This is a genomic window from Scandinavium sp. M-37 (assembly GCF_043558715.1).
GTDB lineage: Bacteria > Pseudomonadota > Gammaproteobacteria > Enterobacterales > Enterobacteriaceae > Scandinavium > Scandinavium vulneris_A.
On sequence record NZ_JBIGIN010000005.1, the window covers coordinates 106,734 to 132,477 of the forward strand.

The 25,744-nt window shown below is 58.9% G+C and carries 24 protein-coding genes; 8 read left to right on the forward strand and 16 right to left on the reverse strand.

The annotated features are described in order from the left end of the window. The first annotated feature begins 164 nt into the window (after positions 1-164). From glpA to glpC, 3 genes are read left to right on the forward strand one after another with little or no spacing between them, the layout of a single operon-like run. Positions 165-1,793 (forward strand): anaerobic glycerol-3-phosphate dehydrogenase subunit A, encoded by a 1,629-nt coding sequence (glpA, locus tag ACG0Z5_RS05945; RefSeq protein WP_394446068.1) that lies wholly within the window; start codon positions 165-167, stop codon positions 1,791-1,793. Further along, positions 1,783-3,030 carry a glycerol-3-phosphate dehydrogenase subunit GlpB gene (glpB, locus tag ACG0Z5_RS05950; protein WP_394446151.1) on the forward strand — a complete coding sequence of 416 codons (1,248 nt, stop codon included), beginning with the start codon at positions 1,783-1,785 and terminating at the stop codon, positions 3,028-3,030. Before glpA ends, glpB begins: the two co-directional genes overlap by 11 nt. Then, the gene (gene glpC / locus ACG0Z5_RS05955; protein ID WP_394446069.1) at positions 3,027-4,226 is read left to right on the forward strand and encodes an anaerobic glycerol-3-phosphate dehydrogenase subunit GlpC; all 1,200 of its coding nucleotides are present in this window, start codon (positions 3,027-3,029) and stop codon (positions 4,224-4,226) included. Before glpB ends, glpC begins: the two co-directional genes overlap by 4 nt. Here glpC and yfaU read toward each other — a convergent pair whose 3' ends face one another. The 8 genes from yfaU to tctD form a co-directional block, all read right to left on the reverse strand. Further along, positions 4,227-5,030, reverse strand: coding sequence for a 2-keto-3-deoxy-L-rhamnonate aldolase (gene yfaU, locus ACG0Z5_RS05960; protein ID WP_394446070.1), 804 nt, complete (start codon positions 5,028-5,030; stop codon positions 4,227-4,229). Between the two features lie 31 nt (positions 5,031-5,061). After that, complete coding sequence (locus ACG0Z5_RS05965; protein WP_394446071.1) at positions 5,062-6,351, reverse strand: MFS transporter; 1,290 nt, start codon at positions 6,349-6,351, stop codon at positions 5,062-5,064. 71 nt (positions 6,352-6,422) lie between these two features. Then, positions 6,423-7,628, reverse strand: a complete 1,206-nt coding sequence (rhmD, locus tag ACG0Z5_RS05970; RefSeq protein ID WP_394446072.1) for an L-rhamnonate dehydratase — start codon at positions 7,626-7,628, stop codon at positions 6,423-6,425. A 12-nt stretch (positions 7,629-7,640) separates the two neighbouring features. Further along, positions 7,641-8,426: an IclR family transcriptional regulator gene (locus ACG0Z5_RS05975; protein WP_394446074.1), complete on the reverse strand. Its 786-nt coding sequence runs from the start codon at positions 8,424-8,426 to the stop codon at positions 7,641-7,643. A 207-nt stretch (positions 8,427-8,633) separates the two neighbouring features. Then, a complete protein-coding gene (locus ACG0Z5_RS05980; RefSeq protein WP_394446075.1) occupies positions 8,634-9,833 on the reverse strand; it encodes a nicotinamide mononucleotide deamidase-related protein YfaY in 1,200 nt (399 codons plus the stop codon). A gap of 87 nt (positions 9,834-9,920) precedes the next feature. Next, complete coding sequence (locus ACG0Z5_RS05985) at positions 9,921-10,463, reverse strand: YfaZ family outer membrane protein (RefSeq protein ID WP_394446076.1); 543 nt, start codon at positions 10,461-10,463, stop codon at positions 9,921-9,923. A 147-nt stretch (positions 10,464-10,610) separates the two neighbouring features. Beyond that, positions 10,611-12,020: a sensor histidine kinase gene (locus tag ACG0Z5_RS05990; protein ID WP_394446078.1), complete on the reverse strand. Its 1,410-nt coding sequence runs from the start codon at positions 12,018-12,020 to the stop codon at positions 10,611-10,613. Then, positions 12,007-12,681, reverse strand: a complete 675-nt coding sequence (gene tctD / locus ACG0Z5_RS05995) for a transcriptional regulator TctD (RefSeq protein ID WP_394446080.1) — start codon at positions 12,679-12,681, stop codon at positions 12,007-12,009. The genes ACG0Z5_RS05990 and tctD overlap by 14 nt, the downstream gene beginning before the upstream one ends. A gap of 149 nt (positions 12,682-12,830) precedes the next feature. Here tctD and ACG0Z5_RS06000 point away from each other — a divergent pair, with 149 nt between their 5' ends. Genes ACG0Z5_RS06000 through ACG0Z5_RS06010 form a run of 3 tightly spaced genes read left to right on the forward strand, consistent with a single transcriptional unit; the run spans position 12,831 to position 15,783 of the window. Further along, positions 12,831-13,811, forward strand: a complete 981-nt coding sequence (locus ACG0Z5_RS06000) for a Bug family tripartite tricarboxylate transporter substrate binding protein (RefSeq protein ID WP_394446081.1) — start codon at positions 12,831-12,833, stop codon at positions 13,809-13,811. A 12-nt stretch (positions 13,812-13,823) separates the two neighbouring features. Continuing rightward, the gene (locus tag ACG0Z5_RS06005; RefSeq protein WP_394446082.1) at positions 13,824-14,255 is read left to right on the forward strand and encodes a tripartite tricarboxylate transporter TctB family protein; all 432 of its coding nucleotides are present in this window, start codon (positions 13,824-13,826) and stop codon (positions 14,253-14,255) included. A 10-nt stretch (positions 14,256-14,265) separates the two neighbouring features. Beyond that, positions 14,266-15,783 carry a tripartite tricarboxylate transporter permease gene (locus ACG0Z5_RS06010; RefSeq protein ID WP_394446083.1) on the forward strand — a complete coding sequence of 506 codons (1,518 nt, stop codon included), beginning with the start codon at positions 14,266-14,268 and terminating at the stop codon, positions 15,781-15,783. Here ACG0Z5_RS06010 and menE read toward each other — a convergent pair. The 8 genes from menE to ACG0Z5_RS06050 form a co-directional block, all read right to left on the reverse strand. Continuing rightward, on the reverse strand, positions 15,780-17,147 hold the full coding sequence (gene menE / locus ACG0Z5_RS06015) for an o-succinylbenzoate--CoA ligase (RefSeq protein WP_394446084.1): 1,368 nt from the start codon (positions 17,145-17,147) through the stop codon (positions 15,780-15,782). The genes ACG0Z5_RS06010 and menE overlap by 4 nt on opposite strands. Then, entirely contained in the window at positions 17,144-18,109 is a 966-nt protein-coding gene (gene menC / locus ACG0Z5_RS06020; RefSeq protein WP_394446085.1) for an o-succinylbenzoate synthase, read from the reverse strand. The genes menE and menC overlap by 4 nt, the downstream gene beginning before the upstream one ends. Beyond that, positions 18,109-18,966 (reverse strand): 1,4-dihydroxy-2-naphthoyl-CoA synthase, encoded by an 858-nt coding sequence (gene menB / locus ACG0Z5_RS06025; protein WP_319628859.1) that lies wholly within the window; start codon positions 18,964-18,966, stop codon positions 18,109-18,111. The genes menC and menB overlap by 1 nt, the downstream gene beginning before the upstream one ends. 14 nt (positions 18,967-18,980) lie before the next feature. Continuing rightward, positions 18,981-19,748, reverse strand: coding sequence for a 2-succinyl-6-hydroxy-2,4-cyclohexadiene-1-carboxylate synthase (menH, locus tag ACG0Z5_RS06030; RefSeq protein WP_394446087.1), 768 nt, complete (start codon positions 19,746-19,748; stop codon positions 18,981-18,983). Continuing rightward, complete coding sequence (menD, locus tag ACG0Z5_RS06035) at positions 19,745-21,415, reverse strand: 2-succinyl-5-enolpyruvyl-6-hydroxy-3-cyclohexene-1-carboxylic-acid synthase (protein ID WP_394446088.1); 1,671 nt, start codon at positions 21,413-21,415, stop codon at positions 19,745-19,747. The genes menH and menD overlap by 4 nt, the downstream gene beginning before the upstream one ends. Positions 21,416-21,493: 78 nt before the next feature. Next, positions 21,494-22,783 carry an isochorismate synthase MenF gene (gene menF / locus ACG0Z5_RS06040; RefSeq protein WP_394446090.1) on the reverse strand — a complete coding sequence of 430 codons (1,290 nt, stop codon included), beginning with the start codon at positions 22,781-22,783 and terminating at the stop codon, positions 21,494-21,496. An 81-nt stretch (positions 22,784-22,864) separates the two neighbouring features. Beyond that, positions 22,865-23,170 carry a stress response protein ElaB gene (gene elaB, locus ACG0Z5_RS06045; RefSeq protein WP_319628855.1) on the reverse strand — a complete coding sequence of 102 codons (306 nt, stop codon included), beginning with the start codon at positions 23,168-23,170 and terminating at the stop codon, positions 22,865-22,867. A 46-nt stretch (positions 23,171-23,216) separates the two neighbouring features. Then, positions 23,217-23,675, reverse strand: coding sequence for a GNAT family N-acetyltransferase (locus tag ACG0Z5_RS06050; protein ID WP_394446091.1), 459 nt, complete (start codon positions 23,673-23,675; stop codon positions 23,217-23,219). Between the two features lie 53 nt (positions 23,676-23,728). Here ACG0Z5_RS06050 and rnz point away from each other — a divergent pair, with 53 nt between their 5' ends. Both rnz and ACG0Z5_RS06060 read left to right on the forward strand, forming a co-directional pair. Further along, positions 23,729-24,649, forward strand: a complete 921-nt coding sequence (gene rnz / locus ACG0Z5_RS06055; protein ID WP_394446092.1) for a ribonuclease Z — start codon at positions 23,729-23,731, stop codon at positions 24,647-24,649. 64 nt (positions 24,650-24,713) lie between these two features. After that, positions 24,714-25,718 (forward strand): chemotaxis protein, encoded by a 1,005-nt coding sequence (locus ACG0Z5_RS06060; protein WP_394446093.1) that lies wholly within the window; start codon positions 24,714-24,716, stop codon positions 25,716-25,718. The last annotated feature ends 26 nt before the right edge of the window (positions 25,719-25,744 follow it).

Below are 25,744 nucleotides of genomic sequence, written 5' to 3' on the forward strand. Positions count from 1 at the left end.
GTACTGTGAAATGTCGCACAAAATGTTACAGATTTATGACACAGATTCCATTTTGAGCACGGAATCACGTTTCATTTTCGTTTTATGCTCGAATATGCTCGCAATCAAACAAACCACAGTTTTGTTGTGGCTTAATGGAATAAAACGAACATTGAGGGAATAGCATGACTCTTTCCACGGTCAGTGAAGCCGATGTGATAGTGATCGGCGGCGGTGCCACCGGAGCCGGAATAGCCCGCGACTGCGCCCGCCGTGGCCTGAAGGCCATTCTGGTTGAGCGCGACGATATCGCCACCGGAGCCACGGGACGCAATCATGGCCTGTTGCATAGCGGGGCGCGTTATGCGGTGACCGATCCGGAATCTGCCCGCGAGTGCATCGCGGAAAATGCCATCCTGAAACGCATCGCCCGCCACTGCACCGACGCGACGGAAGGTCTGTTCATCACCCTACCGGAAGATTCGCTGGACTATCAGCACACCTTTATCGAGGCCTGCCTCGCGGCAAACATTGATGCTCAGCCACTGACTCGGGCGCAGGCGCTGGCGATGGAACCTGCGGTGAACCCGAATTTGGTTGGTGCGGTAAAAGTGCCTGATGGCACCGTCGATCCTTTCCGCCTCACCGCTGCCAACATGCTGGATGCCCGCGAGCACGGGGCCGTGATCCGCACCGGCTGCGAAGTCACGGGGCTGATTCGTCAGGGCGAACGCATCTGTGGGGTGAACGTCTGGGACCGCACGCGACACACCAGCCAACAGCTTTATGCCCAGGTGGTGGTCAACGCGGGTGGGATCTGGGGGCAGCGCATCGCCGAATACGCCGAGCTGAGCGTGCGCATGTTCCCGGCCAAAGGTTCGCTGCTCATTTTCGACCATCGTATTAACCAACACGTGATTAACCGCTGCCGCAAACCGGCCGATGCTGACATTCTGGTGCCCGGAGATACGATTTCGCTGATCGGCACCACCTCCACGCACATTGATTATCGCGACATCGACTGCAACCGGGTGACGGCTGCCGAAGTGGATATTCTGCTGCGTGAAGGCGAAAAACTGGCCCCGGCGATCGCCACCAGCCGTATTCTGCGCGCCTACTGCGGGGTACGTCCGCTGGTTGCCAGCGATGATGACCCAAGCGGGCGCAACGTCAGCCGTGGCATCGTGCTGCTTGACCACGCCGCACGCGATGGCCTGGAAGGGTTCATCACCATCACCGGCGGTAAGCTGATGACCTATCGTCTGATGGCTGAAATGGCCACCGACGCAGTGTGTCGCAAGCTTAATCGTACTGTGGCCTGCACCACCGCAGAGACGCCGTTGCCAGGCTCGCAGGAACCGACTGAAAAATCACTGCATAAAATTATCTCCCTTCCCGCCCCGCTGCGCGGTTCAGCCATTTATCGTCATGGTGACAGAACCCCCGCCTGGCTCGGCGATTCACGCCTGCATCGCAGCCTGGTCTGTGAATGCGAGGCGGTAACCGCCGGAGAAGTGCAGTACGCGGTCGAAAATCTGGCGGTGAAAAATCTGCTCGATTTGCGCCGCCGTACCCGCGTGGGCATGGGCACCTGTCAGGGAGAACTGTGCGCCTGTCGCGCCGCCGCCCTGTTGCACCGCTATCAGGTTACGACCCCGGCGCAGTCGCTAAATCAACTGTCCGAATTCCTCAACGAGCGCTGGCAGGGCGTGCAGCCCATCGCCTGGGGCGATGCGTTACGCGAAAGCGAATTTACCCGCTGGGTGTGGCAGGGATTGTGCGGTCTGGAAAAGGAGCATCATGATGAAATTTGATACCGTCATCATCGGCGGCGGACTGGCGGGTTTACTCTGCGGGCTGTCGCTCACCCGGCAAGGGTTACGCCCCGCCATTATCAGCCGGGGTCAGAGCGGGCTGCATTTCTCCTCCGGCTCGCTCGATTTACTGGCTCACGCCGCGCCACAGACTTTGGCAGAGGCGCTCGACACCCTGAGCGCAGAAGAGCCGATTCATCCTTACAGCCTGCTCGGTAAAAGCGCGGTGCTCGACTATGCGCGTCAAACCGAAACGCTGCTGGCCGAGTGCGGTATCGCCATGCTGGGCCAGGTCGACCAGCCGCATCGGCGTATTACACCGATTGGCACCCTGCGCCAGGCATGGCTCACGCCGCCGGATATCGCCCTCGCCCCGCAGCAAGGGGAACGGATTGCGGTGGTCGGTATCAGCGGATTTATCGATTTCCAGCCCCATTTGGTGGCTGCCTCTTTACGCCAGACCGGCGTCAACGTCGAAGCGCTAGAGATTGCGCTCCCGCAGCTGGATGTCCTGCGCGACAACGCCTCTGAATTCCGCTCGGTGAATCTGGCGCGGATGCTCGACGACGGTGAACAGTGGCGTAGCCTCCACGCTGCGCTGCTGCCGCTGGCCAGCGAATACGATCGGCTGCTGCTGCCCGCCTGTTTCGGATTACAGGATAACGGCCTGTGGCACTGGCTGAATGAAACCCTGCCCTGTCCGGTGGCGTTGCTGCCCACGCTGCCGCCGTCGGTGCCGGGTATCCGACTGCATACGTTGCTGCAACGCCAGTTCGCTAAAAATGGCGGAGTGTGGCTGGCCGGAGATGCAGTGACCGATATTATCCACGACGGGCAAAACATCAGTGCCATCTCTACACGCAACCATGGCGACGTCCCGCTGCGCACCCGTTTTGCGGTGCTGGCCAGCGGCAGCTTCTTTAGCAATGGGCTGATTGCCAGCCGGGAAGGCGTGTTCGAACCGCTGCTGGGGCTGGACGTACTGCAATCTGCCCCACGCGAAAGCTGGACCCGACGCGATTTCTTCGAACCGCAGCCGTGGCAGCGTTTTGGCGTGCAGACGGATACCTCGCTGCGCGCGCTGCGTGACGGCAAACGCTTCGATAACCTGTTTGCCATTGGCGGCGTGCTGGGCGGGTTTGACGGCATTACGCAGGGCTGCGCCGGGGGCGTTAGCGCCGTCACAGCCCTGCACGTCGCCCGCCAGATTGCCGAACTCGCCGGAGGTCAGCCATGAGTGATACCCGTTTTGAAAGCTGCATCAAATGCACCGTCTGCACCACCGCCTGTCCGGTCAGCCGTGCGAACCCGCGCTATCCTGGCCCGAAACAGGCCGGGCCAGACGGCGAGCGTCTGCGTCTGAAAGACGGCGCGCTGTACGACGAGGCGCTGAAATACTGCATCAACTGTAAACGCTGCGAGGTTGCCTGCCCGTCAGACGTCAGGATCGGCGATATTATCCAGCGCGCCCGGGCGCAGTTCAGCCAGCAGAAACCGACCCTGCGCGATGCCATCCTCAGCCACACCGATTTAATGGGCACCCTCTCGACGCCGTTCGCGCCGATCGTTAATGCCACCACCGGACTGAAACCGGTTCGCCGCCTGCTCGACAGCGTGCTGAAAATTGATCATCGCCGTACCCTGCCGAAATACGGCTCGGGCACCTTCCGACGCTGGTATCGCCAGGTGGCGAAGCAGCAGGCACAGTATCCCGAGCAGGTGGCATTTTTCCATGGCTGCTATGTCAACTACAACAACCCGCAGCTCGGCAAAGATTTGCTCAAGGTGCTCAACGCACTCGATATTGGCGTGCAACTGCTGGAAAAAGAGAAGTGCTGCGGCGTGCCGCTGATCGCCAACGGATTTATCGACAAAGCGCGCAAACAGGCGCAGGTCAACACCGCCTCACTGCGTAAAGCGGTGGTGGAAAAACAGCTCCCGGCGATTGCCACCTCCTCCACCTGCACCTTCACCCTGCGCGATGAATATCCGCATTTGCTGGATATCGATAACCACGACGTGCGCGACCATATCGAACTGGCCACCCGCTGGCTGTGGAAACAGCTGGATGCCGGGAAACAGCTACCGTTGCGCCGTCTGCCGCTGAAAGTGGTGTATCACACACCTTGTCACATGGAGAAAATGGGCTGGGCGATATATACCCTTGAACTGCTGCGTCAGATCCCGGAATTGGAAGTGATCGTGCTGGATTCGCAGTGCTGCGGCATTGCCGGAACCTACGGCTTTAAAGCGGAAAACTACGATACCTCACAGGCGATAGGCACCCCGCTGTTTCGTCAGATTGAAGACAGCGGCGCGGACCTGGTGGTAACCGACTGCGAAACCTGCAAATGGCAAATCGAGATGTCCACAAGCAAACGCTGTGAACATCCGATCAGCCTGCTGGCGCAGGCGTTAATCATGCCAAACTAATCAGTAGCTGTTTTTTGCGACGTAAGCGGATGGCGTGACTTTGAACTGCGCCAGCCGCTGGTCAAGTGCCTCGGTATACAACATCGTATCCACGCCGACGGCGACAAAGTTTGCCCCCCATTGCAGGCAATTTTTCGCCATCTCCGGGTCAACGGCGAGAATGCCCGCCGCTTTTCCGGCCTTGCGGATCCGGCCAATACTCTCCTCAATAATACGCTGTACCTCAGGATGCCCGGTATTATCCGGATAACCTAATGACGCCGATAGATCGGCAGGCCCGATAAACACCCCATCAATACCGTCCACTTCCAGAATCTCACCAAGGTTATCCAGCGCTGTTTTGGTTTCCACCTGAATCAGCACGCACAGTTCCTCGTTGGCCTGCGCCATATAGTTTTCGACGCGTCCCCAGCGGGCAGCCCGGGCGACGCTGGCTCCAACACCGCGGACGCCCAACGGCGGATAGCGGGTGGCGCTGACAATATCGTGGGCCTGTGCCGCGCTTTCGACCATTGGGATCAGCAGCGTGCGGGTACCAATATCCAGAACCTGTTTGATCAGGCTGCGATTGTCGTCCACCGGACGGATAACCGGCTGGCTGGCGTAAGAGGCTATCGCCTGCAGCTGGTGATACAAATCCTGCACGGTGTTGGGCGCGTGCTCGCCGTCAATCAGCAGCCAATCATAGCCTGAGGTAGCGGCAATTTCCGCCATATACGCCGAGGTGGAACTCAGCCACAGGCCAATCTGGGTTTCCCCGCGCTGAAGTGCGGCTTTAAACGGGTTCGCTAAAACAGTGTTCATAGTCATCCTTTGCAGTCAATTAGGCAGTACGTTAATCAGGCAGCCCATCAGGCTGGGTGGCCGGACGTGAAACATGCAGTGAAAAAATCAGCAGGGTGCCGACCATGGCGACCGCCGCCAGCGTCAATAAGCCTGCCGAACTGCTGGCAAACAGCGTTTCTGCTTGTACGCGCAGAATAGGTGCGATAAACCCGCCCACTGCACCGAACAGGTTCACAAAGCCGATCCCCGCCGCCAGCGCAGTGCCCGACAACAGCTGAGTCGGCATGGTCCAGAACACCGGCTGTACGGCGATAAACCCCACCGCTGCGACGCACAGAGCCACGATGGCCAGTACCGGCGACACCAGGCCCGACACGCCGATGCCAATCGCCGCGGCCAACAGCGTCAACGCCGCAACGTTGCGACGTTCGCCGGTTTTGTCGGAATAGCGCGGAATGAGCCAGGTGCCAAATAGGGCAAAGACCCACGGAATAGCCGTCACCATCGAAGCATAGAAGCCCACTTTAGTACCAAGCAGGGCCGCTACCTGGGTCGGCAGGAAGAAAATCAGGCCGTAGACCGCCACCTGAATGCAGAGATAAATTATCGCCAGCTGCCACACCCGCCCGTTACGCAGCGCATCGCTCAGCCTGGAGGCGACCTTATGTTCTTCTTCGCTGGCTAACTGCCGGATAAGCGCCTGCTTTTCTTCGGTGCTAAGGAAACGCGCCTTCTGCGGCGTGTCGTCCAGCCAGAAGAAAGTGAAAACCCCCGCGCCGACGGCCAGTACGCCTTCGATTAAAAACATCCAGAACCAGCCGGGATGACCGAGAAAACCGTGCATTTCCAGCAGCGCACCTGACAGCGGTGAGCCGAGTGTTAGCGCCAGCGGCGCCCCCATGTAAAACAACCCCATGATGCTGGCGCGGTTGCGCTGCGGGAACCACTGGGAGGTGAGGTAAATCATGCCGGGGAAGAAGCCCGCTTCCGCCGCCCCCAGCAGAGTACGCACCAGCAGAAATTTGGCTTCGGTGTCGGCCCACGCCATTGCGGCAGAGAGAACCCCCCACAATAATGTGGTGCTGCCAATCCAGTAACGGGCCCCGAACTTGCGCATCAGCAGGTTGGCTGGAACGCCGAGAAAGGCATACACCACGAAGAAGATCCCGGCCCCGAGCGCATACGCCTCATTGCTCAAACCGGTATCCAGCTGATAAGTCTCTTTCGCAAAGCCGATGTTCGAGCGATCGAGGAACGCCAGCACGTACAGCGCCAGCATGAACGGGATCAAACGCACGCGGTTTTTCTTCACCACGCGCTCAATCAGGGTGGTATTCATCGCATTATCCTCAGGAAACCTGCGCCACGACTCATCGTGACGCAGCGGTTTAGTGCTGGATGAGTGCCGGATTAGTGGCTGTATGGACGGGTCAGGTGACAGTCGCGGTTCAGCTCTACGCCAAAGCCCGGTTTATCCAGCACGCTCTTATGCATCCGACCGTTCACCGGCACCGGCTCATCAAGCAGGATCGGGTCGAACTGTGGACGCAGGGTCGAGCAATCCGGACTGGTCATCAGGAATTCACTAAATGGGGTATTAATGAAGGTGATAACGGCGTGATGCGAGTAAACCGACGACCCGTGCGGCACCACCAGCTGTCCACGCGATTTGGCGATAGCGGCGATTTCCACCAGCGTAGTCAGGCCGCCGCACCAGCCGACGTCAGGCTGCATAATGTCGATCCCGGTTTCCGCCAGGGTACGGAACGATTGCAGCGAGCCGTGGTGTTCCCCGCTGGTGACCATCATTCCCGCCGGGACGTTACGCTTCAACTCACGATAGCCTTCGTACTGCTGCGGCGGCAGGCATTCTTCAATCCACTTCAGGTTGTACGGGGCGCAGGCGTGGGCCAGCTTAGTCGCATAGTTCACGTCCTGGCTCATCCAGCAGTCGAGCATCAGCCAGAAATCCGCGCCGCATTTTTCGCGATACTTAGCGACCATGGCCGCATCTTTGCGGATCCCCGCATCGCCGTCATGCGGGCCAAAATGGGTAGGCATTTTACCGCCGATAAAACCCATCTCTTTCGCCAGATCCGGACGAGCACCAGTGGCATAGAACTGGATTTCGTCGCGCACCGCGCCGCCCAGCAGTTTGTACACCGGCAAGCCGACAACTTTGCCGAACAGATCCCATAACGCCAAATCGATACAGGAAATGGTGTTCATCACCAGGCCGCCAGAGCCGGAATAGTACATTGTGGCATTCATCATCTGGTCATGAATCAGCTTGATATCACTTACACATTTGCCTTCGATAAAGCGGTTCAGGTGTTTTTCAACGATGAAGCATCCCATTTCACCTGCGGTGGAGACTGCAAATCCGGTTTGCCCATTTTCAGCCTCGACTTCCACCACTAAGGTGCCGAGCACGTTAATGCCGAACGACTGCCGGGACTGTTCATACTGCTTGTATTTGCTCATTGGGGTGGCGATGTGATCGTCAATCCAGTGATGCGCGCCCTGGTCATGATAATCACCGCCGCCAGCGCCTTTCTCTGCCGTGGCACCGCCCAGAAACCAGGCCCGGATATGTTTGATTTTCGGTAAGGTCATGATGTTCTCCTGTTATAAGGTTTGTTGTTGTTCAAAGGGGCTTTTCCAGCCCAAAAGACGGGAAATATCTTTCGCGCAGGCAATGGCTTTTCCGGCAAGGTAGTCGCGGTTGTCGTCGTTGATTTGTAGCCGCGTACCGACCACTGAAATAGCCGCCGTAAGCTGGTTATTGGCGTTAAATACCGGGGCGGCTACGCAGCGCACATCGGGATAATCTTCCCCGTTGTCAAAGCTCCAGCCACGGGCACGAATGCGGGCCAATTCGGAGTGCAGGCCGTCAGTGGTGATGATGGTGGTCGGGGTGGCCTGTTGCCAGTTGAGGCTGGAAACAACGGCCTCGCGGACGTTTTCCGGCTGCCAGGCCAGCAGACATTTGCCTACCCCGGAGCGATACAGCGACAGGCTTTTGCCTTCGTGCGAGCGCACGCTGATGGTCGAAGATGATTCAATTTTGAGGATGTAATATGCGTTTTCCCCGTCAATAATCCCGAGGTGGCACAGCAGGCCGCACGCATCCATCAGCTGCGTCAGGCGCGGGCGCGCCAGTTCCCGCAGGTCCATTTTACCCAACGCCTGCCCGGCCAGTTCCACCAACCGCGTCCACAGGCAGTAGTTATCACGGTAATCCATGCGCAGAAAACGCTGCTTTTTCAATTCGCCAAGCAGCAGATAAGCGGTGCTTTTGGGGATCGCCAGTTCATCAATGATAGTGGCGGCGCTGCACGGGCCGATGCGCCCGATCAGGTCTAGGATTTCGATGGCGCGGGTAAGCGCCGGGACTTTGCTTGATTCCAACATACTGGACTCCAATCCTGAATACTGGAATCAGTGTTACGGCTGAGCGTCGGCCAGAGTGTGAACGCGGTCATAGTCCAGGCGGCGCCCGCCCGATTGAGCTTTTACTGAACAAAAAATGGGAGCTAACGCACAGATTTTTTTAAGAGGAGTACAACCGGTTGGACAAAATGCGTGCCGGACGGACTCCGGCACGTGGCAGGGCAGAATTTACGGCAGGAATAACGTGTCGACGACGTTCACCCAGCCGTGCTCGGTGGTCATCTCTTTCCCGTGCAGCCAACGACGCAGAAGGTTCAGCGCCATCATGGCGCAAACTTCCTGGCGTATGGCCAGACTGTGGCGTGAGGTGCTGAATTTCACCTGCAGCGCATGGGTGCCTTCCGGGGTTGAGAGCGCGAAGTTCAGACGATCCTGCTCCAGCCCACTGACGGCTAACGCCAGCCCGGCAAAGTGTTTCACCCGCCGTTCTGCGGTCCAGTGCGCGGTCTGCGCCAGGGTCTCTTCCTGACAGGGCACGACTTCACTCGCCAGCAGCGGCGCGTTTTCGCGTCCCAGCTGTAACGCGATAAGCCCGGAAGTGAACTGCTCGCTAAGCGTGATACTCAGCGTGCTTTCCTGCAGAGTGCGCGCAATTTGCGCCGCCAGCCCTTCGGTGCCCTCAAAAATCAGACTTTCGCCAGCGACCTTTTGCACTTCCGGCCACAGGGCGAGCATCGCGTCGCGTTCCGAGGCAGGTCCGGTCAGCTTGAGTTCAATGATCGGCATCGATGAGCGGTAGCCCATAGTGACACCCGGCGGCATAACCAGCGGGTCAAGCTGCTGCGCCAGGTCGCTTTCAGAGCGACCAAAGGTGGTTAAACGCAGGCACAGCGGCGGTTCGCTCAGGGCAAAACGCGCGCGCAGACGCGGCAGGATCTGGTCTGTGACCATCACTTTGAATTCAGACGGCACGCCGGGGGTGAAAAACATCAGGCAGCGATTAAGCTGAAGCGCGAAACCGCAGGCGGTGCCGACCGGGTTATCAATCATTTCCGCGCTGGCGGGGATTTCCGCCTGCTTGCGGTTGCTCGGGGCCATCACCCGACCGCGCTCGCTAAAGAATTTCTCCATCTGGGTGAGCCATGCCTCGTGCAGCACCAGCCCTTCCCCTTTGGCGGTGGCGGCGGCCAGCGCGCTGAGATCGTCACTGGTTGGCCCCAGGCCACCATTGACTATCAGAATATCGGCATGTTGACTGCGTTCGCGCAGGACCGACACCAGTGCGTTGAGGCTGTCGCCAACGGTATTGCGCCGGGTTAACGGCAATCCCTGGGTAAATAAGTAATCGGCAAGCCATGCCGCATTGGTGTCAATAATTTGACCATGCAGCACTTCGTCACCGGTGGACAGCATCTCCACGTTTATCATCGTTTTCTCCTTACAAGAGGACGATTTACTATAGCGGAGGCGAGGGAGAAAAGGAAAACAGGCGCGACAGAATGCCGCGCCGGAGGATCAGAACGCGGCGCTCACACCGACGTACGGGCCGTCTGCAAGGGTGTTGTCGCGGTTGCCATCTTTGCCCGCGAGGCTCAGATAACGGTAACCCGCTTCGATGCTGATTGGACGCATGATGGTCCAGCGACCACCGGCGTTCGCTTCCTGATAGCTCTCAATACCGCTGGAGAGCGAGTCCGGAGAGTAATAGTACTCGCCGAACAGACGGAAGCTGTCACCAATCTGCCACTGCAGACCCCCACCCACCGCGGCGGCATAGCCTTCGTCGCCGTCATTTGGATTGGTGTAAATGCCTTTCCCGCCGACGGTGGCGATAAATGGCCCCAGCGGAATGTTCAGACCCAGACCAAGACTGGCGGCATCGCCGTCGTTGTCGCTGTGAGTCCAGTTACCGCTCAATGCCAGACCGGTAGATTCCGTTCCAAAACCGACGCCCAGGTTGGTGTAGTGTTCACCCGCCTGACCGCTGACGCTGATAGCGTTGGCGGCGGCAGACACAAACAGCAGTCCGGACAGACCTAACAAAATACCTTTTTTCATTTTTTAACGTTCCAGCAAACACAAATTAATAAAAACTCCCGAAAACGGCAGAATTGTACTGCTGAATGCACAGGAATCAATGCACTATCAAAGCGAATCGTCACAGGATTGTAACCAGTTACTACCTGAAATCGTTTTGAACCGCAATTATTTCGCCAGTATTAAGCGAACGCTAACATGAAGTCCGCCTAATGCCTCACTGCGTGTGAGCTCCGGCATGGCGCGGTGCAGACGGGCGATATCGTTGACCAGCGCCAGGCCCAGACCTGCCCCGGCTGCGTCACCGACGTTATCGAGCCGCTGGAAAGGTTGTAACGCCAGGTTTCGTTGGGTCGCGTCGATCCCAGGCCCGCTGTCTTCGATATCGAAAATCACCTCATCCCCGGCCCGTTGCAGACGGGCGGTCACCGTCCCGGACGGCGGCGTGTATTTCAGCGCATTATCGAGCAGGTTGGCGCACAGTTCGCCCAGCAGAAGCGCATCGCCCTGTACCCAGACCGCCGCGTGTTCGCCCTCATAGCCTAAATCGATATGCTTGCTGCGCGCCTGCGCCAGCCGGGAAAAACAGCTTTGCTGAACGATATGCTGTAAATCGACTGGCGAAAACTGCCGCGCGCCCTGCTCTTTGCCTTTGACGGCAGACAGTTGCAGCAGCCGTTCGGTGAGTGAAATGGTGTTGTCGAGCGTGACGCTCATCGCCTGCAAACTCTCGCGCCACGCCTGCGGCTGCGGGCTGCTCAGCGCCACCGACACCTGCGTTTTGAGGATAGCCAGCGGCGTTTTTAACTGGTGCGAAGCATCAGCGCTGAAGCGCTCCTGACGGGAAATCAGGCCCCGCAAGCGGTCAATGTAGCGGTTGAAGGCCACGATCAGCAGCCGCGTTTCGGACCACGGCAGCAGCTCCGGCAGCGGCGTTAGCAGGCCCGGATCGCGACGCACCATGATCCCCGAGAGCTGGCGCATCGGCCGCAGCACCCGACGCAGCAGCCAGCCTGCCAACAGCAGGGTGAGTAGCACCAACATGCCCTGAGTGACCAGCGACGAAAACAGCAATTGCTGGGCCAGGTAACGACGCGACTGCAGCGTTTCGGCGACATAAATCTCCGCCATCCCCATCACGCCGCCCTCGTTGATCGGCTGCAACAGCCGCGCCACACGGATGGCCTGCCCCTGAAACTGGGTGTGATAAAACCACGCCAGCGCCGGGTACAGCGTGGTGCGCGAGGTGGACGGCGGCATGGCGGGCAAATCGTCATAGCCCGAAATCACCTTCCCCGCCGGGTCGACCACCTTGTAATACAGGCGGTCATTCATGTTCAGTTCAAAACTGTCGAGCACCACCCACGGAACATTGACCTCAAGCCGACCATCGCGCACGTGGAGCCGTTCAGAAATGGTACGGGCAGAGGAGAGCAGCGTCCGGTCGTAGGCCTGCGTCGCCGCCTGGAGCGCACTGACGTAGCTGTTAAACGCCGAAAATCCCCATAACAGCAGCAGCGGCAAACCGAGGAATAGCAGCAGTTGGGCAAACAGCGACTGCGGTTTACGCCACCTCATCGCCGCGCTCCAGCAGATAGCCGAGCCCGCGCAGGGTGGTGATGCGCACGTTGCTGGGCTGTAGCTTTTTGCGTAAACGATGAATGTAAAGTTCGATGCTTTCGAGGCTAACCTCATCGCTGAGGCTGAAGACCTGCTCGAACAGCTGCTGGCGGGAAACCGGGCGCTGGCGGCGATACATCAGCACCGTTAACAGGGCATGCTCGCGGGGGGTCAGCGCCAGCGTCTGCCCGTGCAGCATGAAATAGCCGTCGTCATGAAAGGTCAGGTCGCCCAGCTGCTGGGTCTCCTGCACCTGCCCTTCGCTGCGACGCAGCAGAGCGCGCAGGCGCGCGTCCAGTTCTTCCAGTTCGAACGGTTTAGGCAGATAGTCATCGGCCCCGGCATTGAGACCAATCACCCGCTCGGCGACCGCACTGCGCGCGGTCAGCAGCAGCACCGGCAAGGTTTGTCCGCGTTTACGCAGGCGCTGGACCACTTCCAGACCATCAAAGCCCGGCATACCGATATCCAGCACCGCCAGGGCGTATTTTTCACTTTGCAGGAGATGGTCCGCAGCGCGTCCGTCAAACACGGTGTCGACGGCAAACCCGCCCTGCACCAGCGCCTTCTCCAGCCAGTGAGCCAGCTCACGGTTATCTTCCGCTAATAAGAGACGCATATCACATCCTGTAAAGTTGGTGGCGTATTGAAAGGGAAATGAAAGGTTACTGTTTTAACAATCACGCAACGGAACCGCCACATGGTGGTTCACATAATCAGAAAAAAACCGACCCTATCAATCCGGTTCATCCGGCGTGAGGATAAAAAATGACAACGCAGATCCTTCGAACACTTATTGCCTCTGCCCTGCTGCTCGGCAGCACGTCTGCCCTGGCCGCAGAAGCGCCTGCCCGCACAGAATGCATCGCGCCGGCCAAGCCCGGCGGCGGCTTTGACCTTACCTGCAAACTGATTCAGGTCAGCCTGCTGGAAACCAACGCCATCGAAAAACCGATGCGCGTGACCTATATGCCAGGCGGGGTCGGCGCGGTGGCCTATAACGCTATCGTCGCCCAGCGGCCAGGCGAACCGGGCACCGTGGTGGCGTTCTCCGGCGGCTCGCTGCTTAATCTGTCGCAGGGCAAATTTGGTCGCTATAACGTCGATGACGTGCGCTGGCTGGCGAGCGTCGGCACCGATTACGGGATGATCGCCGTACGCAAAGATTCGCCATGGAAAACGCTGAAAGACCTGATGACGGCGATGGAAAAAGATCCGAATCGGGTAGTCATTGGCGCGGGCGCATCGATTGGCAGCCAGGACTGGATGAAAGCGGCGAAGCTGGCGCAAAAAGCCAACGTCGACCCGCACAAGATGCGCTATGTGGCGTTTGAAGGTGGCGGCGAGCCGGTCACGGCGCTGCTGGGCAACCACGTGCAGGCGGTGTCCGGTGACCTCAGCGAAATGGTGCCGTACCTGCAAGGCGACAAAATTCGCGTGCTGGCGGTGTTTTCCGACAACCGTCTGCCAGGGCAGTTAGCCGACGTGCCGACGGCCAAAGAGCAGGGTTATGACCTCGTCTGGCCGATTATTCGTGGCTTCTACGTCGGGCCGAAAGTTAGCGATGCCGAGTACGACTGGTGGGTACAGGCCTTCCAGAAATTGCAGCAAACCGAGGAGTTCAAAAAGCAGCGCGAACTGCGGGGCCTGTTTGAGTTCAACCTGAACGGCAAAGCGCTCGACAGCTACGTCAAGCAGCAGGTCACCGACTACCGTGAACAGGCCAAATCTTTTGGTCTGGCGAAATAAGCGGGGGCGCAGATGAGCGATCGTATTTTTGCTGGCGTCTGGGTGCTGCTGTGCCTCGGTGGTCTGATGGTCGCCTGGCAGCTGCACAGCGAATACAGCTACGAGCCGGTTGGCCCGCGCCCGTTCCCGCTGGGCATTATCGGGCTAATGCTGCTCTGTTCGGTCGCGCTACTGCTGCGTCGGCCGGACGCTATCGACTGGCCGCATCAGCGGGTGCTTCAGCGCCTGCTGACGATGGTTATCGTGCTGCTGATGTACGCCTGGGGCTTTGAATGGCTTGGTTTCCCGCTGGCGACCGCCATCCTGACCGCGATAATCGGTATGTTGTTCGGCGCGACGCTGCCCGCCGCGGGCATTTCCGGCGTGGTGCTCGGCATTTCGCTCTGGTTTGCCTTTGACAGGCTACTGGATGTCACCCTGCCTCTCGGCGTCTGGCTGAACTGACGGAGATCCTATGGATACCTGGATTTATCTCTCACAGGGGTTCGCCGTGGCGATGACCCCGGAAAACCTGCTGATTGCACTCATTGGCTGTTTCGTCGGCACCATCGTCGGGCTGCTGCCTGGCCTCGGGCCGATTAACGGCGTGGCCATTTTGCTGCCGCTGGCGTTTGCCCTGCATCTGCCTGCCGAATCAGCGCTGATCCTGCTCGCCACGGTCTATATCGGCTGTGAATATGGGGGGCGCATTTCGTCGATTCTGCTTAACGTGCCCGGCGATGCGGCAGCGATCATGACCGCGCTGGATGGTTATCCGATGGCCCAGCAAGGACGCGGCGGCGTGGCGCTGTCGATTTCCGCCGTCAGCTCGTTTATGGGTTCGATGGTGGCCATTATGGGTATCATTCTGTTCGCTCCGGCGCTGGCGCAGTGGTCACTGGCGTTTGGTCCAGCGGAGTATTTTGCCCTGATGGTGTTTGCTATCGCCTGCCTCGGCAGCATGATGGCGCAAAATCCGCTGAAGTCGTTTTTGGCGGCGTTGATCGGACTGGGCCTGGCGACGGTGGGCGTCGATGCCAACACCGGGGTATATCGCTTCACCTTCGACAGCGTCCATTTGTCCGACGGCGTGCAGTTTATTGTGGTGGTAATCGGCCTGTTCTCAGTGTCTGAAATCCTGCTGATGCTGGAAAGCACCAGCGGCGGCCAGACCCTGGTACGCAAAACCGGCCGGATGATGTTTACCGTTAAGGAAGCCTCGCAGTGTGCGGGGGCGACGCTGCGCTCGTCGGTGATTGGCTTCTTCGTCGGCGTGCTGCCGGGAGCCGGGGCCACCATCGCCAGCGCCATCACCTACATGACCGAGAAGAAAATCAGCGGCAACAGCGACAGCTTTGGCAAAGGCGATATTCGCGGCGTGGCGGCCCCGGAAGCGGCCAACAACGCCTCGGCCTGCGGCTCGTTTATTCCAATGCTGACCCTCGGCGTGCCGGGTTCGGGCACCACGGCGGTAATGATGGGGGCGCTAACCCTGTACAACATCACCCCCGGCCCGGCGATGTTTACCGAGCAACCGGATATCGTCTGGGGGCTGATCGCCGCCCTGCTGATTGCGAACGTGATGCTGCTGATCATGAACATTCCGCTGATTGGTCTGTTCACCCGGATGTTAACCATTCCGCTGTGGTTCCTGGTTCCGGCGATTGCGGCCGTCTCTGCGGTTGGCGTGTACGCGGTTCACAGCACCACCTTTGATTTGGTGCTCATGGTGGTGCTTGGGGTATTGGGGTACATTTTGCGCAAGATGCACTTCCCGATGTCGCCGCTGATCCTCGGCTTCGTGCTGGGGGAGATGCTGGAGCAGAACCTGCGCCGCGCGCTGTCTATCAGCAACGGCAGCGTCGGTATTCTGTGGGAAAGCGGGGTGGCGAAAACGCTGCTGATGCTGGCGATAGTGGTTATCGTCATTCCGCCGGTGTTGCGCCTGATGCGCAAACGCCGTCAGCGCAAAGCGGCGGTTGAAGCGAGCTAACCGCGCAGCGTGGCGTTGACCCACTCCAGTAACGCCCGGCGGGAAATTTTTATCCCGCCGGTTTTCAGGCTGGCGGGCAGCATTAACCAGCATACCGGTTGCTGAAAGCGCGCCAGTTTGTCCTCTGCCCACTGCGGCATCTGCGTGACATCAAACCCGTCACTGCCCTCCACTACCGCCACCGGACGCTGACCAAACTCGGCATCGTCCAGCGGCACAATAAAGATTTGTTCGACCTGCGGATGACGGCTTATCACCCGCTCGACTTCTTCCGGCTGAATGCCTTCCCCACCGCAGAAAAACAGATTATCCATTCTGCCCAGCACCGTCAGCCGCCCGTCGTGCAGCTCGCCGCGATCGCGGGTGGGAAACCAGCCTTCGGCGTTGGTGAGCGGAGTCAGCGCGCCGTTTCGCCAATAGCCTGCGGCCATGCTGTTTGCCCGCAGCCAGATTTCACCGTTGACGATTTTGACTTCCCGGCCCAGTAACGCACGGCCCACATCCGCTTCGCCGTCGGTTTCTTTGGCGCACACCGTCGAGGCGAATTCCGTCAGCCCGTAGCCGCAAAAGGTGCGGATCCCGTGCGCACGGGATTGCTCGGCCAGCTCAACCGGGATCGCCGCCCCACCGAGCAGCACCGAGTTGAGCGTCAGCGCTTCGCCGTCATTCAGCAGCCGCCAGAGCTGCGTCGGCACCAGCGAGGCGTGGGTGCAGCCTGCCAGCATTTGCGCCAGCGGCAGACGCTCGCGCACCGTCAGCCGCGCACCGTTGTGCAGCCAGCGCCAGAGAATGCCCTGCCCGGAGACGTGAAACAGCGGCAACGACAGCAGCCAGTCGTCGGTGTCGCGGTAGGGAATTAGCGCCAGCACCCCTTCGGCGCTGGCCAGATGGGCAGCAAAAGTATGCCCCGCCGCTTTCGGTAAACCGCTGGAGCCGGAGGTCAGGGTCAGGGTCGCCAACCGCTCTGCCTGCCAGGCGACGTCCGGGACGTGTGCCGCCTGTTGCAGGCAGAGCGTCGTTAAATCGGCAAACGGCGTGTCGCCGCTTAGCAATACGGCATGACGCAGCGAAAACTGCGGCAGCAGCGCCGCCACCAGCTCGCGCGGCAGTTGAGGATTCACCGGTAAAACGCGCGCCCCGCACTGCAACAGCGCCAGCCATGCCAGCAGGGTTTGCGGATGGTTGAACGCCCGGAGCAGCACGCCGTCGTTCGGGCGAACGCTCTGCGCGGCAAACCCGGCGGCCAGGGCATCAATCCGCTGACACAGCTGCTGCCAGCTCAGCGTTTCGTCCCCCAGACGCAGCGCCTGGGCGTGCGGTCGCTTAGCGCACCAGTGCCGCCACGGATAATCAGCGAAAATCATACCAGCGGATCCAGACTCTCGCGGCTGAGGCACGGTAATTCACTGTTCGGCCAGCGGCGAATCAATTGTGCCTGCATCAGGTTCAGCGTATCCAGCCCCGGCAGGGTGTCCGGCGTCAGCCACGCGGCAATCCGCGCCAGCTGTGTCAGGCCCAGACTGGATTCAATTGATGAGCTGATCACCGCCGTTAAGCCCTGGGCATGAGCCGCCGCGACCTGATCGCGGACTTTTTGCAGGCTGCCAGTGAGCGTCGGTTTGATAACCACCGCCTTGACGCCGGGTTCGGCGGTAAAGGTGAAATCGGCTTCACGCAGGCTTTCATCCCAGGCGATGGCAATCCCGGTTTCCTGCGCAAACGCGCGGGAGTCGTCCCGGGTCCGGCACGGCTCTTCGATAAAAGCAATGCGCGGACGGTATTGAGGATTCACATATTTGGCGAACTGCTGCGCTTTCAACGGCGTCCACGCCCGGTTGGCGTCGAGTCGCAGCTGCAAATCGGGAATGGCTTCCAACAGCAGGTTGACGACCATGCCGTCGCGGACCGCTTCCCACAACCCCACTTTTACCTTCGCCACCTTGTCACCGGGCATCGCATCGAGGACAGCAAACAGTTCGTCCGGGTCGCCGGTACACAGCGGGGCCGCACGATAGTCCGCCGCCTGCGGTAATTCGTCGTGCAGCTCTGCCAGCGCACAGCTCAGGCCAAACGCGGCAGAAGGCAGCTGTGGCAGGTCGGGATTGCCACCGTCGCGCCAGGCGTTGACCCAGGCAATCACCACCGTCTGGGCCTGTTCCAGCGTTTCTTCGCTGAATCCTGGCAAGGGCGAAATCTCGCCCCAGCCTTCGGCATCGCCCTGGCGTAGCTGAACCAACAGCCCGTCGCGGGTTTTCAGTCGCCGCTCGCGCAGAACCACTCCCGCGTCCATGGGGATCTGCCAGCGGTATACCTGGGCGTGTCGCATTATGGATTCCGTTTGAATTTGCTGAAATCAGGCTGACGCTTCTGGTTGAAGGCGTTGCGGCCTTCCTGCCCTTCTTCGGTCATGTAGAACAGCATGGTGGCATTGCCCGCCAGTTCCTGCAGACCGGCCTGGCCGTCACAGTCGGCATTGAGGGCTGCTTTCAGGCAGCGCAGCGCCATCGGGCTGTTTTCCAGCATTTCACGACACCAGCGTACGGTCTCTTTTTCAAGGTCAGCCAACGGCACCACGGTGTTGACCAGGCCCATGTCCAGCGCCTGTTTAGCGTCGTACTGACGACACAGGAACCAGATTTCACGCGCTTTTTTCTGACCCACGATGCGGGCCATGTAGGATGCGCCCCAGCCGCCGTCGAAGGAGCCGACTTTCGGGCCAGTCTGGCCGAAAATGGCGTTGTCCGCAGCAATGGTCAGGTCACACATCATGTGCAGCACGTGGCCACCGCCGATGGAGTAGCCTGCCACCATGGCGACAACCGGTTTCGGGCAGGTGCGGATTTGACGCTGGAAATCCAGCACGTTCAGGTGATGGGTGCCCGCGTCGTCCTGGTATCCGCCGTAATCGCCGCGCACTTTCTGATCGCCACCTGCGCAGAAGGCTTTGTCGCCTTCGCCGGTGAGAATAATCACCCCGACGTTGTCGTCATAACGGGCATCCGCCAGGGCCTGAATCATCTCTTTGACGGTCAGCGGACGGAAGGCGTTGCGCACCTGTGGGCGATTGATGGTGATTTTAGCGATGCCGTCCGACGATTTCTGATAACGAATATCTTCGAAACCTTCGGAGCAGTCCTGCCAGTCAACCGGGGCGTACAGCGTTTTTTCATCAGGGTAAATCATAATAAGTCCTGTCGTCAGTCGTTCAGAATCTGTTTCAGAAAACCGGCCACCGCCCCGGGATTTTCCCGGTGAGCGTTGTGTCCGGCGTGGAGAATGAGGTGGCATTGTGCAGCCAGTTGCTCCGCGATAGCGCGGAATTTGGCATCACGTTCACCACACAGATACCAGAAAGCATAGTCTCTGGCAGGCGCGGCCAGCGCCGGGCGTAAATCAGGCTGCACCGCCAGGGAGGTGGCGAGCAGCATATCCGCCAGCCTTGGGCCGTTATTGTGCGCGCGTAATGCCACCAGTTCATGGCGCTGGGGTTCGCTCAGCGAGGCAAACACCGGCTGGCGATACCAGGCGTCGAACACGTCGGTGAGAGGTTCATGGTGAAAACGCTGCGCCCACTGCGCATCGGATTGCTCGCGCGCCCGGCGGGCGGGTTCATCTTCCAGACCGGGATGTCCGCCTTCGACAATCAGCCCTTTCAAGCCGGGCATTTCCGTCTGGCTCGCCGCAAACATCGCCACGCGCCCGCCCAGCGAATAGCCCACCAGCCAATATTTAAGGATGTTGTAACTAACTAACGTAGCCTGCAGTTCCAGGCAGACATCCGCAAAACGGGTCACCGGGAGAGCCGCCGATCCGCCGTGACCAGGCAGGTCGATATACAGTCGGGAGAACGCCCCGAGCTGTTCGCCCACCGGCTGCCACTCCCGGTTATCACCGGAAAAGCCATGCAGGAAAACCAGCCACGGCAGATCAGGGGCCCCTATTTTCGCCACGGCGTGCAGGGTCATAGCTGGCTGACCTCTGCCAGTAAATGCTGCAACGTCTGCGCCCCATCGGTGTCGTTTACCACCAGTTCAATAACCGTGGTCACCGGCTGACGCCATGCGCCACGCATCGCCTCGTCCAGCGCCGCCCAGTTTTCCGGGCGATGGTAATGCAGGCCGAACATCTTCGCGGCGTGTTCAAAATTGACGTTTTGCGGCATCAGATAGAAGCGGTCGCGTTCTTCCGCCGGGGTTGGCAGCAGGGAGAAAATCTGCCCACCGTTGTTATTCACCACAATCAGCACCAGCGGGGCCGACACCTGACGCAGCAGTGCCAGGCCATTCAGATCGTACAGCGCCGACAGGTCGCCGACGATCGCCAGCGTTGATTTCGCACTGCCGCGCTGGACGCCCGCAGCGGTAGAAATTAGCCCGTCGATACCGCTGGCCCCCCGGTTGCTGAACACCGGATATCCGGCGGGCAGCTGACCAAGTGCGTCAATCAGGCGCACCACTAAACTGTTGCCGACAAATAATTGGCCCTGATCGGGCAGGTAATCACTGATGCGGTGGGCCAACTGCGCTTCACCGAAGGTATCGCGCAGCAGCTCGGTTTTCTGCCATGCCTGGTGGGACAGCGCTGGCACATCCACACACCAGCTTTGGCGCGGTTCAGCCGGATGCAAATCGAGCCACCTGTCGATGTGGCACACCAGCCGCCGACCACGATGATGGGCCGGGTCGAGCCGTCCGGGCAGGTTATCCACCAGCCAATATTCATCCGGTTCGCAGCTGGCCTGCCATTGCAGGAGCCGTTTCCCGGTCAGGCTGCTGCCGAGCTGAACCACGATTTGTGCCTGCGAAAGTTCGGTCACCGCTTTGGCGTTGCCGAGCCATAAATCCGCACATGGCAGCGGTTGACCGGTTTGCGACAGGACATCGCCAATCAGCGGCCAGCCGAGGGTTTTGGCCCATTCAGCCACTTTTTTGCCTTCCGCAGCACTCATGCGCCCGGCAACCACCACCCCGCGTTTTTGTCGCCAGAAAAACCAGTCGCGCTGCGGTTCACTTTCCAGATGCAGGGCTTCGCGCAGCCACGGCTTGTCGCTTTGCCACCAGTTACCCAGCGCCTGCTGCCAGTCGAGGCCAGTGTCATCCATTTCGCCATACAGCGGTTCGGCAAATGGACAGTTGATATGCACCCCGCCGCTGTGCAGCTGGCCCAGCGCGTTGTCGATCGACGAGACCAGCCAGCGGGCCGGAATATCATGACTCGGACGCGGTAGCGAAAGCGCTTGAGAAGGATGAGAGCTGAAAATGCCCGGTTGGCGAATGGCCTGATTAGCGCCGCAGTCGATCAGTTCCGGCGGGCGGTCGGCGGTCAGCAGGATCAGTTTTTCGCCGGTCAGCCCGGCCTCAATCAGGGCGGGATAGAGATTCGCCACCGCGGTACCGGAGGTGACAATGACTGCCACCGGCTGTTGGCTCGCTTTCGCCAGTCCCAGCGCCAGGTGACCGAGGCCACGCTCGTCAAAATGGGTATGAGCTATCAGTGCGCGGTTTTCAGCCGCCGCCAGCGTCAACGGCGTTGAACGCGACCCCGGCGCAATGCAGACGTGCTGCACGCCGTGGCGGGTTAGTGCTTCAAGGATTACCGCCGCCCAGCGTCGGTTAAATGCGCTTACTGACATGATATTGTCCAGTATCAATTTTGCTGATTATTATAGATGAGTGATAGCGACAGGTTATTGATATGAGTCGGTTATCTGTTATTCGGAAAGTAACAGTGAACGAAGCCCCGCCGCTTTTTGGGTGATTTCCTGCCACTCCTGCTCAGGATCAGACCCTCGAACAATACCCGCCCCGGCATACAGTCGCGCTACCTCGCCGGTGACTTTCGCCGACCGCAGCGCCACGCAAAACTCACTTTGCGCCAGGCTGAGATAGCCAGCAGAACCGGCGTACCATTCCCGGACGAAGGGCTCGTGATTGTCGATAAACCGGCGCGCCTGTTCACGCGGTAATCCGGCGACTGCCGCAGTGGGCTGGAGTTGAGACAGGCAGCGTGTGTCGTCAGGTTTTTTCAGTTCGGCCTGGATACCGCGCCGCAGATGCTGCACCTTACGCAGGCGAATCACCTGCGGGGGCAGCACTTCAAGGGCGCTGACCTCCTGCTGTAAACGCTGGCAGATATCTTCCACCACCAGCAGATTCTCACGCTGATTTTTATCATCGTGCATCAGCCAGTCGGCAAAATGTCGGGCCTGTTTTTCATCCGAATGGCTCGCCACCGTGCCTGCCAGCGCTTCGGTTTCAAGTTGGGTGCCCTGCCGCCGCCAAAGCCGTTCCGGGGTCGATCCTAAAAATGCGCTTTGTGCCCCGAAGGCCATCAGAAAGTGGTAGCAGTTGAGATTCACGCGACGGCTGGCGGCCATCATCGCCCCGGCGTGCAGCGGGCTGGCAAAACGTAAATCGGTGGCGCGGGCGAGGACCACCTTATCGAGCGCACCACGCGCAATGGTGTCGGTGGCGGCGTCTATCAGACCTACCCATCCCGCGTGGTCAGGGAAATGACGCTCGCCTTTTAGCTCACCGCGTAGGGTGGGTAGCGTGCGTGAAGGCAGTAAGGTGGTTAAAAATGCGTTGGCCTGATGGGCGTCGTCTCGCAGGGAAATATCGCTGCTGAGCGTCAGGCGTAATGTGGCTTTCCCCGCATCGCGTCGCCATTCCAGACGCGGCAAAAACAGTTGTCCGTTTTCCGGTTCGAAGGCGTTCAGTCCCCAAATACGCAGAGTGGTTTGATCCTGCTGGAGGAAAGCATTGGCCTGCGCCAGAGAGGTAAACTGTCGCACCGCACCAAGAGCCGCGACCTCTTCATGACCGTTGCGGTGTTGCCAATAAAACTGCGGGAATTGAGTCTGACTACAAAGCCAGCTGAGAGGATCAAAGGCGTCATTCAGAGGGAAGGATGTATCGAAAATTCGCGAACCAGCCGCATCAGGTATGTCATCGGACAGAAAACCCAACAGGTTTTCCAGCGCAGCGGTAATGGAATGCACGCGAACCTCCCTCAGATAAAAACCACGCATTATAGAGGGTACTGCCTCAAAAAAGCAGTACCCATGATGAGGGAGCGGTTTTTATCGACGCGCTAACAGCAAACCCAGAACCAGTCCGACAGCAGCCCCGACGCCAATCCCCTGCCACGGTTTTTCGTGAACGTAGTCGTCTGCACGATTCACCGCCTGTTTGGCGCGGTAGTAATAGGTGTCCGATGCCTGACTAACACGGGCCTGGACCTCCTGCAATGCCTGCTCGGCACGCAGCTTAAGCTCAATGTATTTCTGATCGGCCGGATCGCCAGAGGAGCTTAACACTTCTTCCAGAGTCTCACTCAGCAGGGCCAGATCGTCGTCGATACGTGATTCATAAGAATGATATGCCATCAGTTTTCTCCTTGGTTAAACCTGTCCGCTAACTATAGACAAAGGTTTACGAGTTCGCTTCCCGCGCCATGCCGATGTGCGGGATGCCATCTTCGTCATAAACGGCGGTGACCGGCGCAAAACCAAAGCGGGCATAGAACGGCTGGAGATGGGCCTGCGCGCCCAGGTACAACGCCTTCTGCGGCCAGTGTTGCAGGCAACTGGCGAGGGTGTGTTCCATCAGTTGAACGCCCAATTTTTCACCCCGAACCGCCTGGCTAACAATCACCCGACCGATAACAACTGGCTCAAATTCGGCTTCGCTTTTCAGAATCCTCGCATACGCGACCAGCTCACCGTCGCGCCAGCCGAGGAGGTGTCGGTTCTCGCCGACCAGATCATCGCCATCGACATCCTGATAAGCGCAGGCCTGCTCCACCACAAACACCTCACAGCGCAGTTGCAGTATCGCGTACAGCTGTTGAACGGTTAACTGGCTGTGATGAAGATCGTTCCACTGAATCATATTGTGCTCCGTTATACTGTCTTTTTTATTTAACGCTTTGAGGTGATTGCGTTATGGAATTGATTTTTCTCGGGACATCCGCAGGTGTACCTACCCGTCACCGTAATATGACGTCGATGGTCCTGAATTTGCAACAGCCAAACCTTTCGCAGATGTGGCTGTTCGACTGCGGGGAAGGTACGCAGCACCAGTTTCTGAAGACCAGCCATCATCCGGGCAAACTCGATAAAATTTTCATCACCCATCTGCATGGCGATCATCTTTTTGGCTTGCCGGGCCTGCTGTGCAGCCGTTCGATGCAGGGGAATCCCTCGCCGCTGACGATTTATGGCCCGAAAGGCATTCGTGAGTTTGTTGAAACCGCCCTGCGTTTGAGCGGGTCGTGGACCGATTATCCGCTCACCATTGAAGAGGTCACCCCCGGCCTGGTGTTTGACGATGGCTTTTTTAAGGTCAGCGCTTATCCGCTCAATCACCCGGTGGAATGTTATGGCTATCGCATTGACCAGCATGATAAACCCGGCCCGCTCGATGCCGCCCGCCTACTGGCCGACGGCATTAAAGCCGGGCCGCTGTTCCAGCAGCTAAAAAAAGGGCTGACGGTAGAAATGCCCGACGGACGCATTGTGAACGGTCAGGACTATCTTGGCCCAAGCACACCGGGTATCAGCCTGGCCATTTTCGGCGATACCGCCCCTTGCCCGGCCGCGCTTGAGCTGGCGAAGGGTGTCGATGTGATGGTGCATGAAACCACGCTTGAACATGAGATGGTGGAAAAAGCCAACAGCCGCGGGCACTCCTCCTCCGTTCAGGCCGCACAGCTAGCCCGCGAGGCGAAGGTCGGCAAGCTGATCATTACCCACGTCAGCTCTCGCTATGACTGGCACGGCTGTCAGCGCCTGCTGGCCGAATGTCGCAGCGTATTTGAACCCTGCGAACTGGCAGAAGATTTTAGCGTGTTCCCTTTGGTTTAACTTTTAATGATATTTGCCGATAACAGAGTAAAGGCACGACCTGACTGTTTACTCTGAGGGCAAGATGGATAATTTCCAGAAAGATATCGACGACAGAGCCAATCTGACTCTGTCGAACCGCTTTGAACTGCTGCTGTTCCGCCTGGGAGCGTCGGCTGAAGGTGACAAGTCCGAACTGTTCGGCATTAACGTTTTTAAACTGCGCGAAATTGTGCCGATGCCCTCGTTCACCAAACCGGCGGGTATTAAGGCCCCGGTGATGGGGATGGTGAATATTCGCGACCAGATTATCCCGGTTATTGACCTGCCGTCAGTGCTGGGGTGCAAAGCAGAAAGCGGCCTCAATATTCTGCTGATCACCGAATATGCCCGCAGCGTGCAGGCGTTTGCGGTGGAGTCAGTAGAGAACATCATTCGCCTCGACTGGACCCAGGTGCATACCGCAGAAAAAGCCGTGAACGGTCAGTACATCACCAGCATTGCCTGTCTGGACAATGAGCGAGACAGCAATAACCTGGCGATGGTTATCGACGTGGAGCAAATCCTGTATGACATCGTGCCAGCTGACCATGATTTGCACGCCACGCGCCTGACCGCGCCGAAACAGCGCATCAAACCGGGTGCCACAGCGATTGTTGCTGAAGACTCGAAGGTCGCGCGGGCGATGCTGGAGAAAGGCCTCCAGGCGATGGAAATCCCGGCGAAAATGCATATCACCGGACTGCAGGCGTGGGAGACGATTGAGAAGCTGGCGAAAGAAGCGCTGAACGAAGGCGTGCCGGTGACCGATAAGATTGCGCTGGTACTGACCGACCTTGAAATGCCCGAAATGGACGGCTTCACCCTGACGCGCAAAATCAAATCTGACCCGCGCCTGAAGGCAATCCCGGTGGTTATCCACTCGTCGCTGTCAGGTAATGCCAACGAAGATCATATCCGCAAAGTGAAAGCCGATGGCTACGTCGCCAAGTTCGAAATCAACGAGCTGTCATCGGTGATTAAGGAAGTGCTGGAGCGTGCTGACCGTCGCGAAGAGGGGCCGCTGATCAGTCGATTACAGTCGGTGTGATTTAAACACATCCATAAAAAAACCCG

Bases quoted from the DNA above. Each gene is read 5' to 3' on its own strand.
- ACG0Z5_RS05985 (WP_394446076.1), bottom strand. From the start codon at position 10,463: ATGAAAAAAGGTATTTTGTTAGGTCTGTCCGGACTGCTGTTTGTGTCT.
- ACG0Z5_RS05980 (WP_394446075.1), bottom strand. From the start codon at position 9,833: ATGATAAACGTGGAGATGCTGTCCACCGGTGACGAAGTGCTGCATGGT.
- glpA (WP_394446068.1), top strand. From the start codon at position 165: ATGACTCTTTCCACGGTCAGTGAAGCCGATGTGATAGTGATCGGCGGC.
- ACG0Z5_RS06000 (WP_394446081.1), top strand. From the start codon at position 12,831: ATGACAACGCAGATCCTTCGAACACTTATTGCCTCTGCCCTGCTGCTC.
- glpC (WP_394446069.1), top strand. From the start codon at position 3,027: ATGAGTGATACCCGTTTTGAAAGCTGCATCAAATGCACCGTCTGCACC.
- ACG0Z5_RS06005 (WP_394446082.1), top strand. From the start codon at position 13,824: ATGAGCGATCGTATTTTTGCTGGCGTCTGGGTGCTGCTGTGCCTCGGT.
- rhmD (WP_394446072.1), bottom strand. From the start codon at position 7,628: ATGACCTTACCGAAAATCAAACATATCCGGGCCTGGTTTCTGGGCGGT.
- menC (WP_394446085.1), bottom strand. From the start codon at position 18,109: ATGCGACACGCCCAGGTATACCGCTGGCAGATCCCCATGGACGCGGGA.
- tctD (WP_394446080.1), bottom strand. From the start codon at position 12,681: ATGCGTCTCTTATTAGCGGAAGATAACCGTGAGCTGGCTCACTGGCTG.
- ACG0Z5_RS06060 (WP_394446093.1), top strand. From the start codon at position 24,714: ATGGATAATTTCCAGAAAGATATCGACGACAGAGCCAATCTGACTCTG.
- rnz (WP_394446092.1), top strand. From the start codon at position 23,729: ATGGAATTGATTTTTCTCGGGACATCCGCAGGTGTACCTACCCGTCAC.
- ACG0Z5_RS05975 (WP_394446074.1), bottom strand. From the start codon at position 8,426: ATGTTGGAATCAAGCAAAGTCCCGGCGCTTACCCGCGCCATCGAAATC.
- menH (WP_394446087.1), bottom strand. From the start codon at position 19,748: ATGACCCTGCACGCCGTGGCGAAAATAGGGGCCCCTGATCTGCCGTGG.
- yfaU (WP_394446070.1), bottom strand. From the start codon at position 5,030: ATGAACACTGTTTTAGCGAACCCGTTTAAAGCCGCACTTCAGCGCGGG.
- elaB (WP_319628855.1), bottom strand. From the start codon at position 23,170: ATGGCATATCATTCTTATGAATCACGTATCGACGACGATCTGGCCCTG.
- ACG0Z5_RS05990 (WP_394446078.1), bottom strand. From the start codon at position 12,020: ATGAGGTGGCGTAAACCGCAGTCGCTGTTTGCCCAACTGCTGCTATTC.
- menE (WP_394446084.1), bottom strand. From the start codon at position 17,147: ATGATTTTCGCTGATTATCCGTGGCGGCACTGGTGCGCTAAGCGACCG.
- ACG0Z5_RS06050 (WP_394446091.1), bottom strand. From the start codon at position 23,675: ATGATTCAGTGGAACGATCTTCATCACAGCCAGTTAACCGTTCAACAG.
- ACG0Z5_RS06010 (WP_394446083.1), top strand. From the start codon at position 14,266: ATGGATACCTGGATTTATCTCTCACAGGGGTTCGCCGTGGCGATGACC.
- menB (WP_319628859.1), bottom strand. From the start codon at position 18,966: ATGATTTACCCTGATGAAAAAACGCTGTACGCCCCGGTTGACTGGCAG.
- ACG0Z5_RS05965 (WP_394446071.1), bottom strand. From the start codon at position 6,351: ATGAATACCACCCTGATTGAGCGCGTGGTGAAGAAAAACCGCGTGCGT.
- menD (WP_394446088.1), bottom strand. From the start codon at position 21,415: ATGTCAGTAAGCGCATTTAACCGACGCTGGGCGGCGGTAATCCTTGAA.
- glpB (WP_394446151.1), top strand. From the start codon at position 1,783: ATGAAATTTGATACCGTCATCATCGGCGGCGGACTGGCGGGTTTACTC.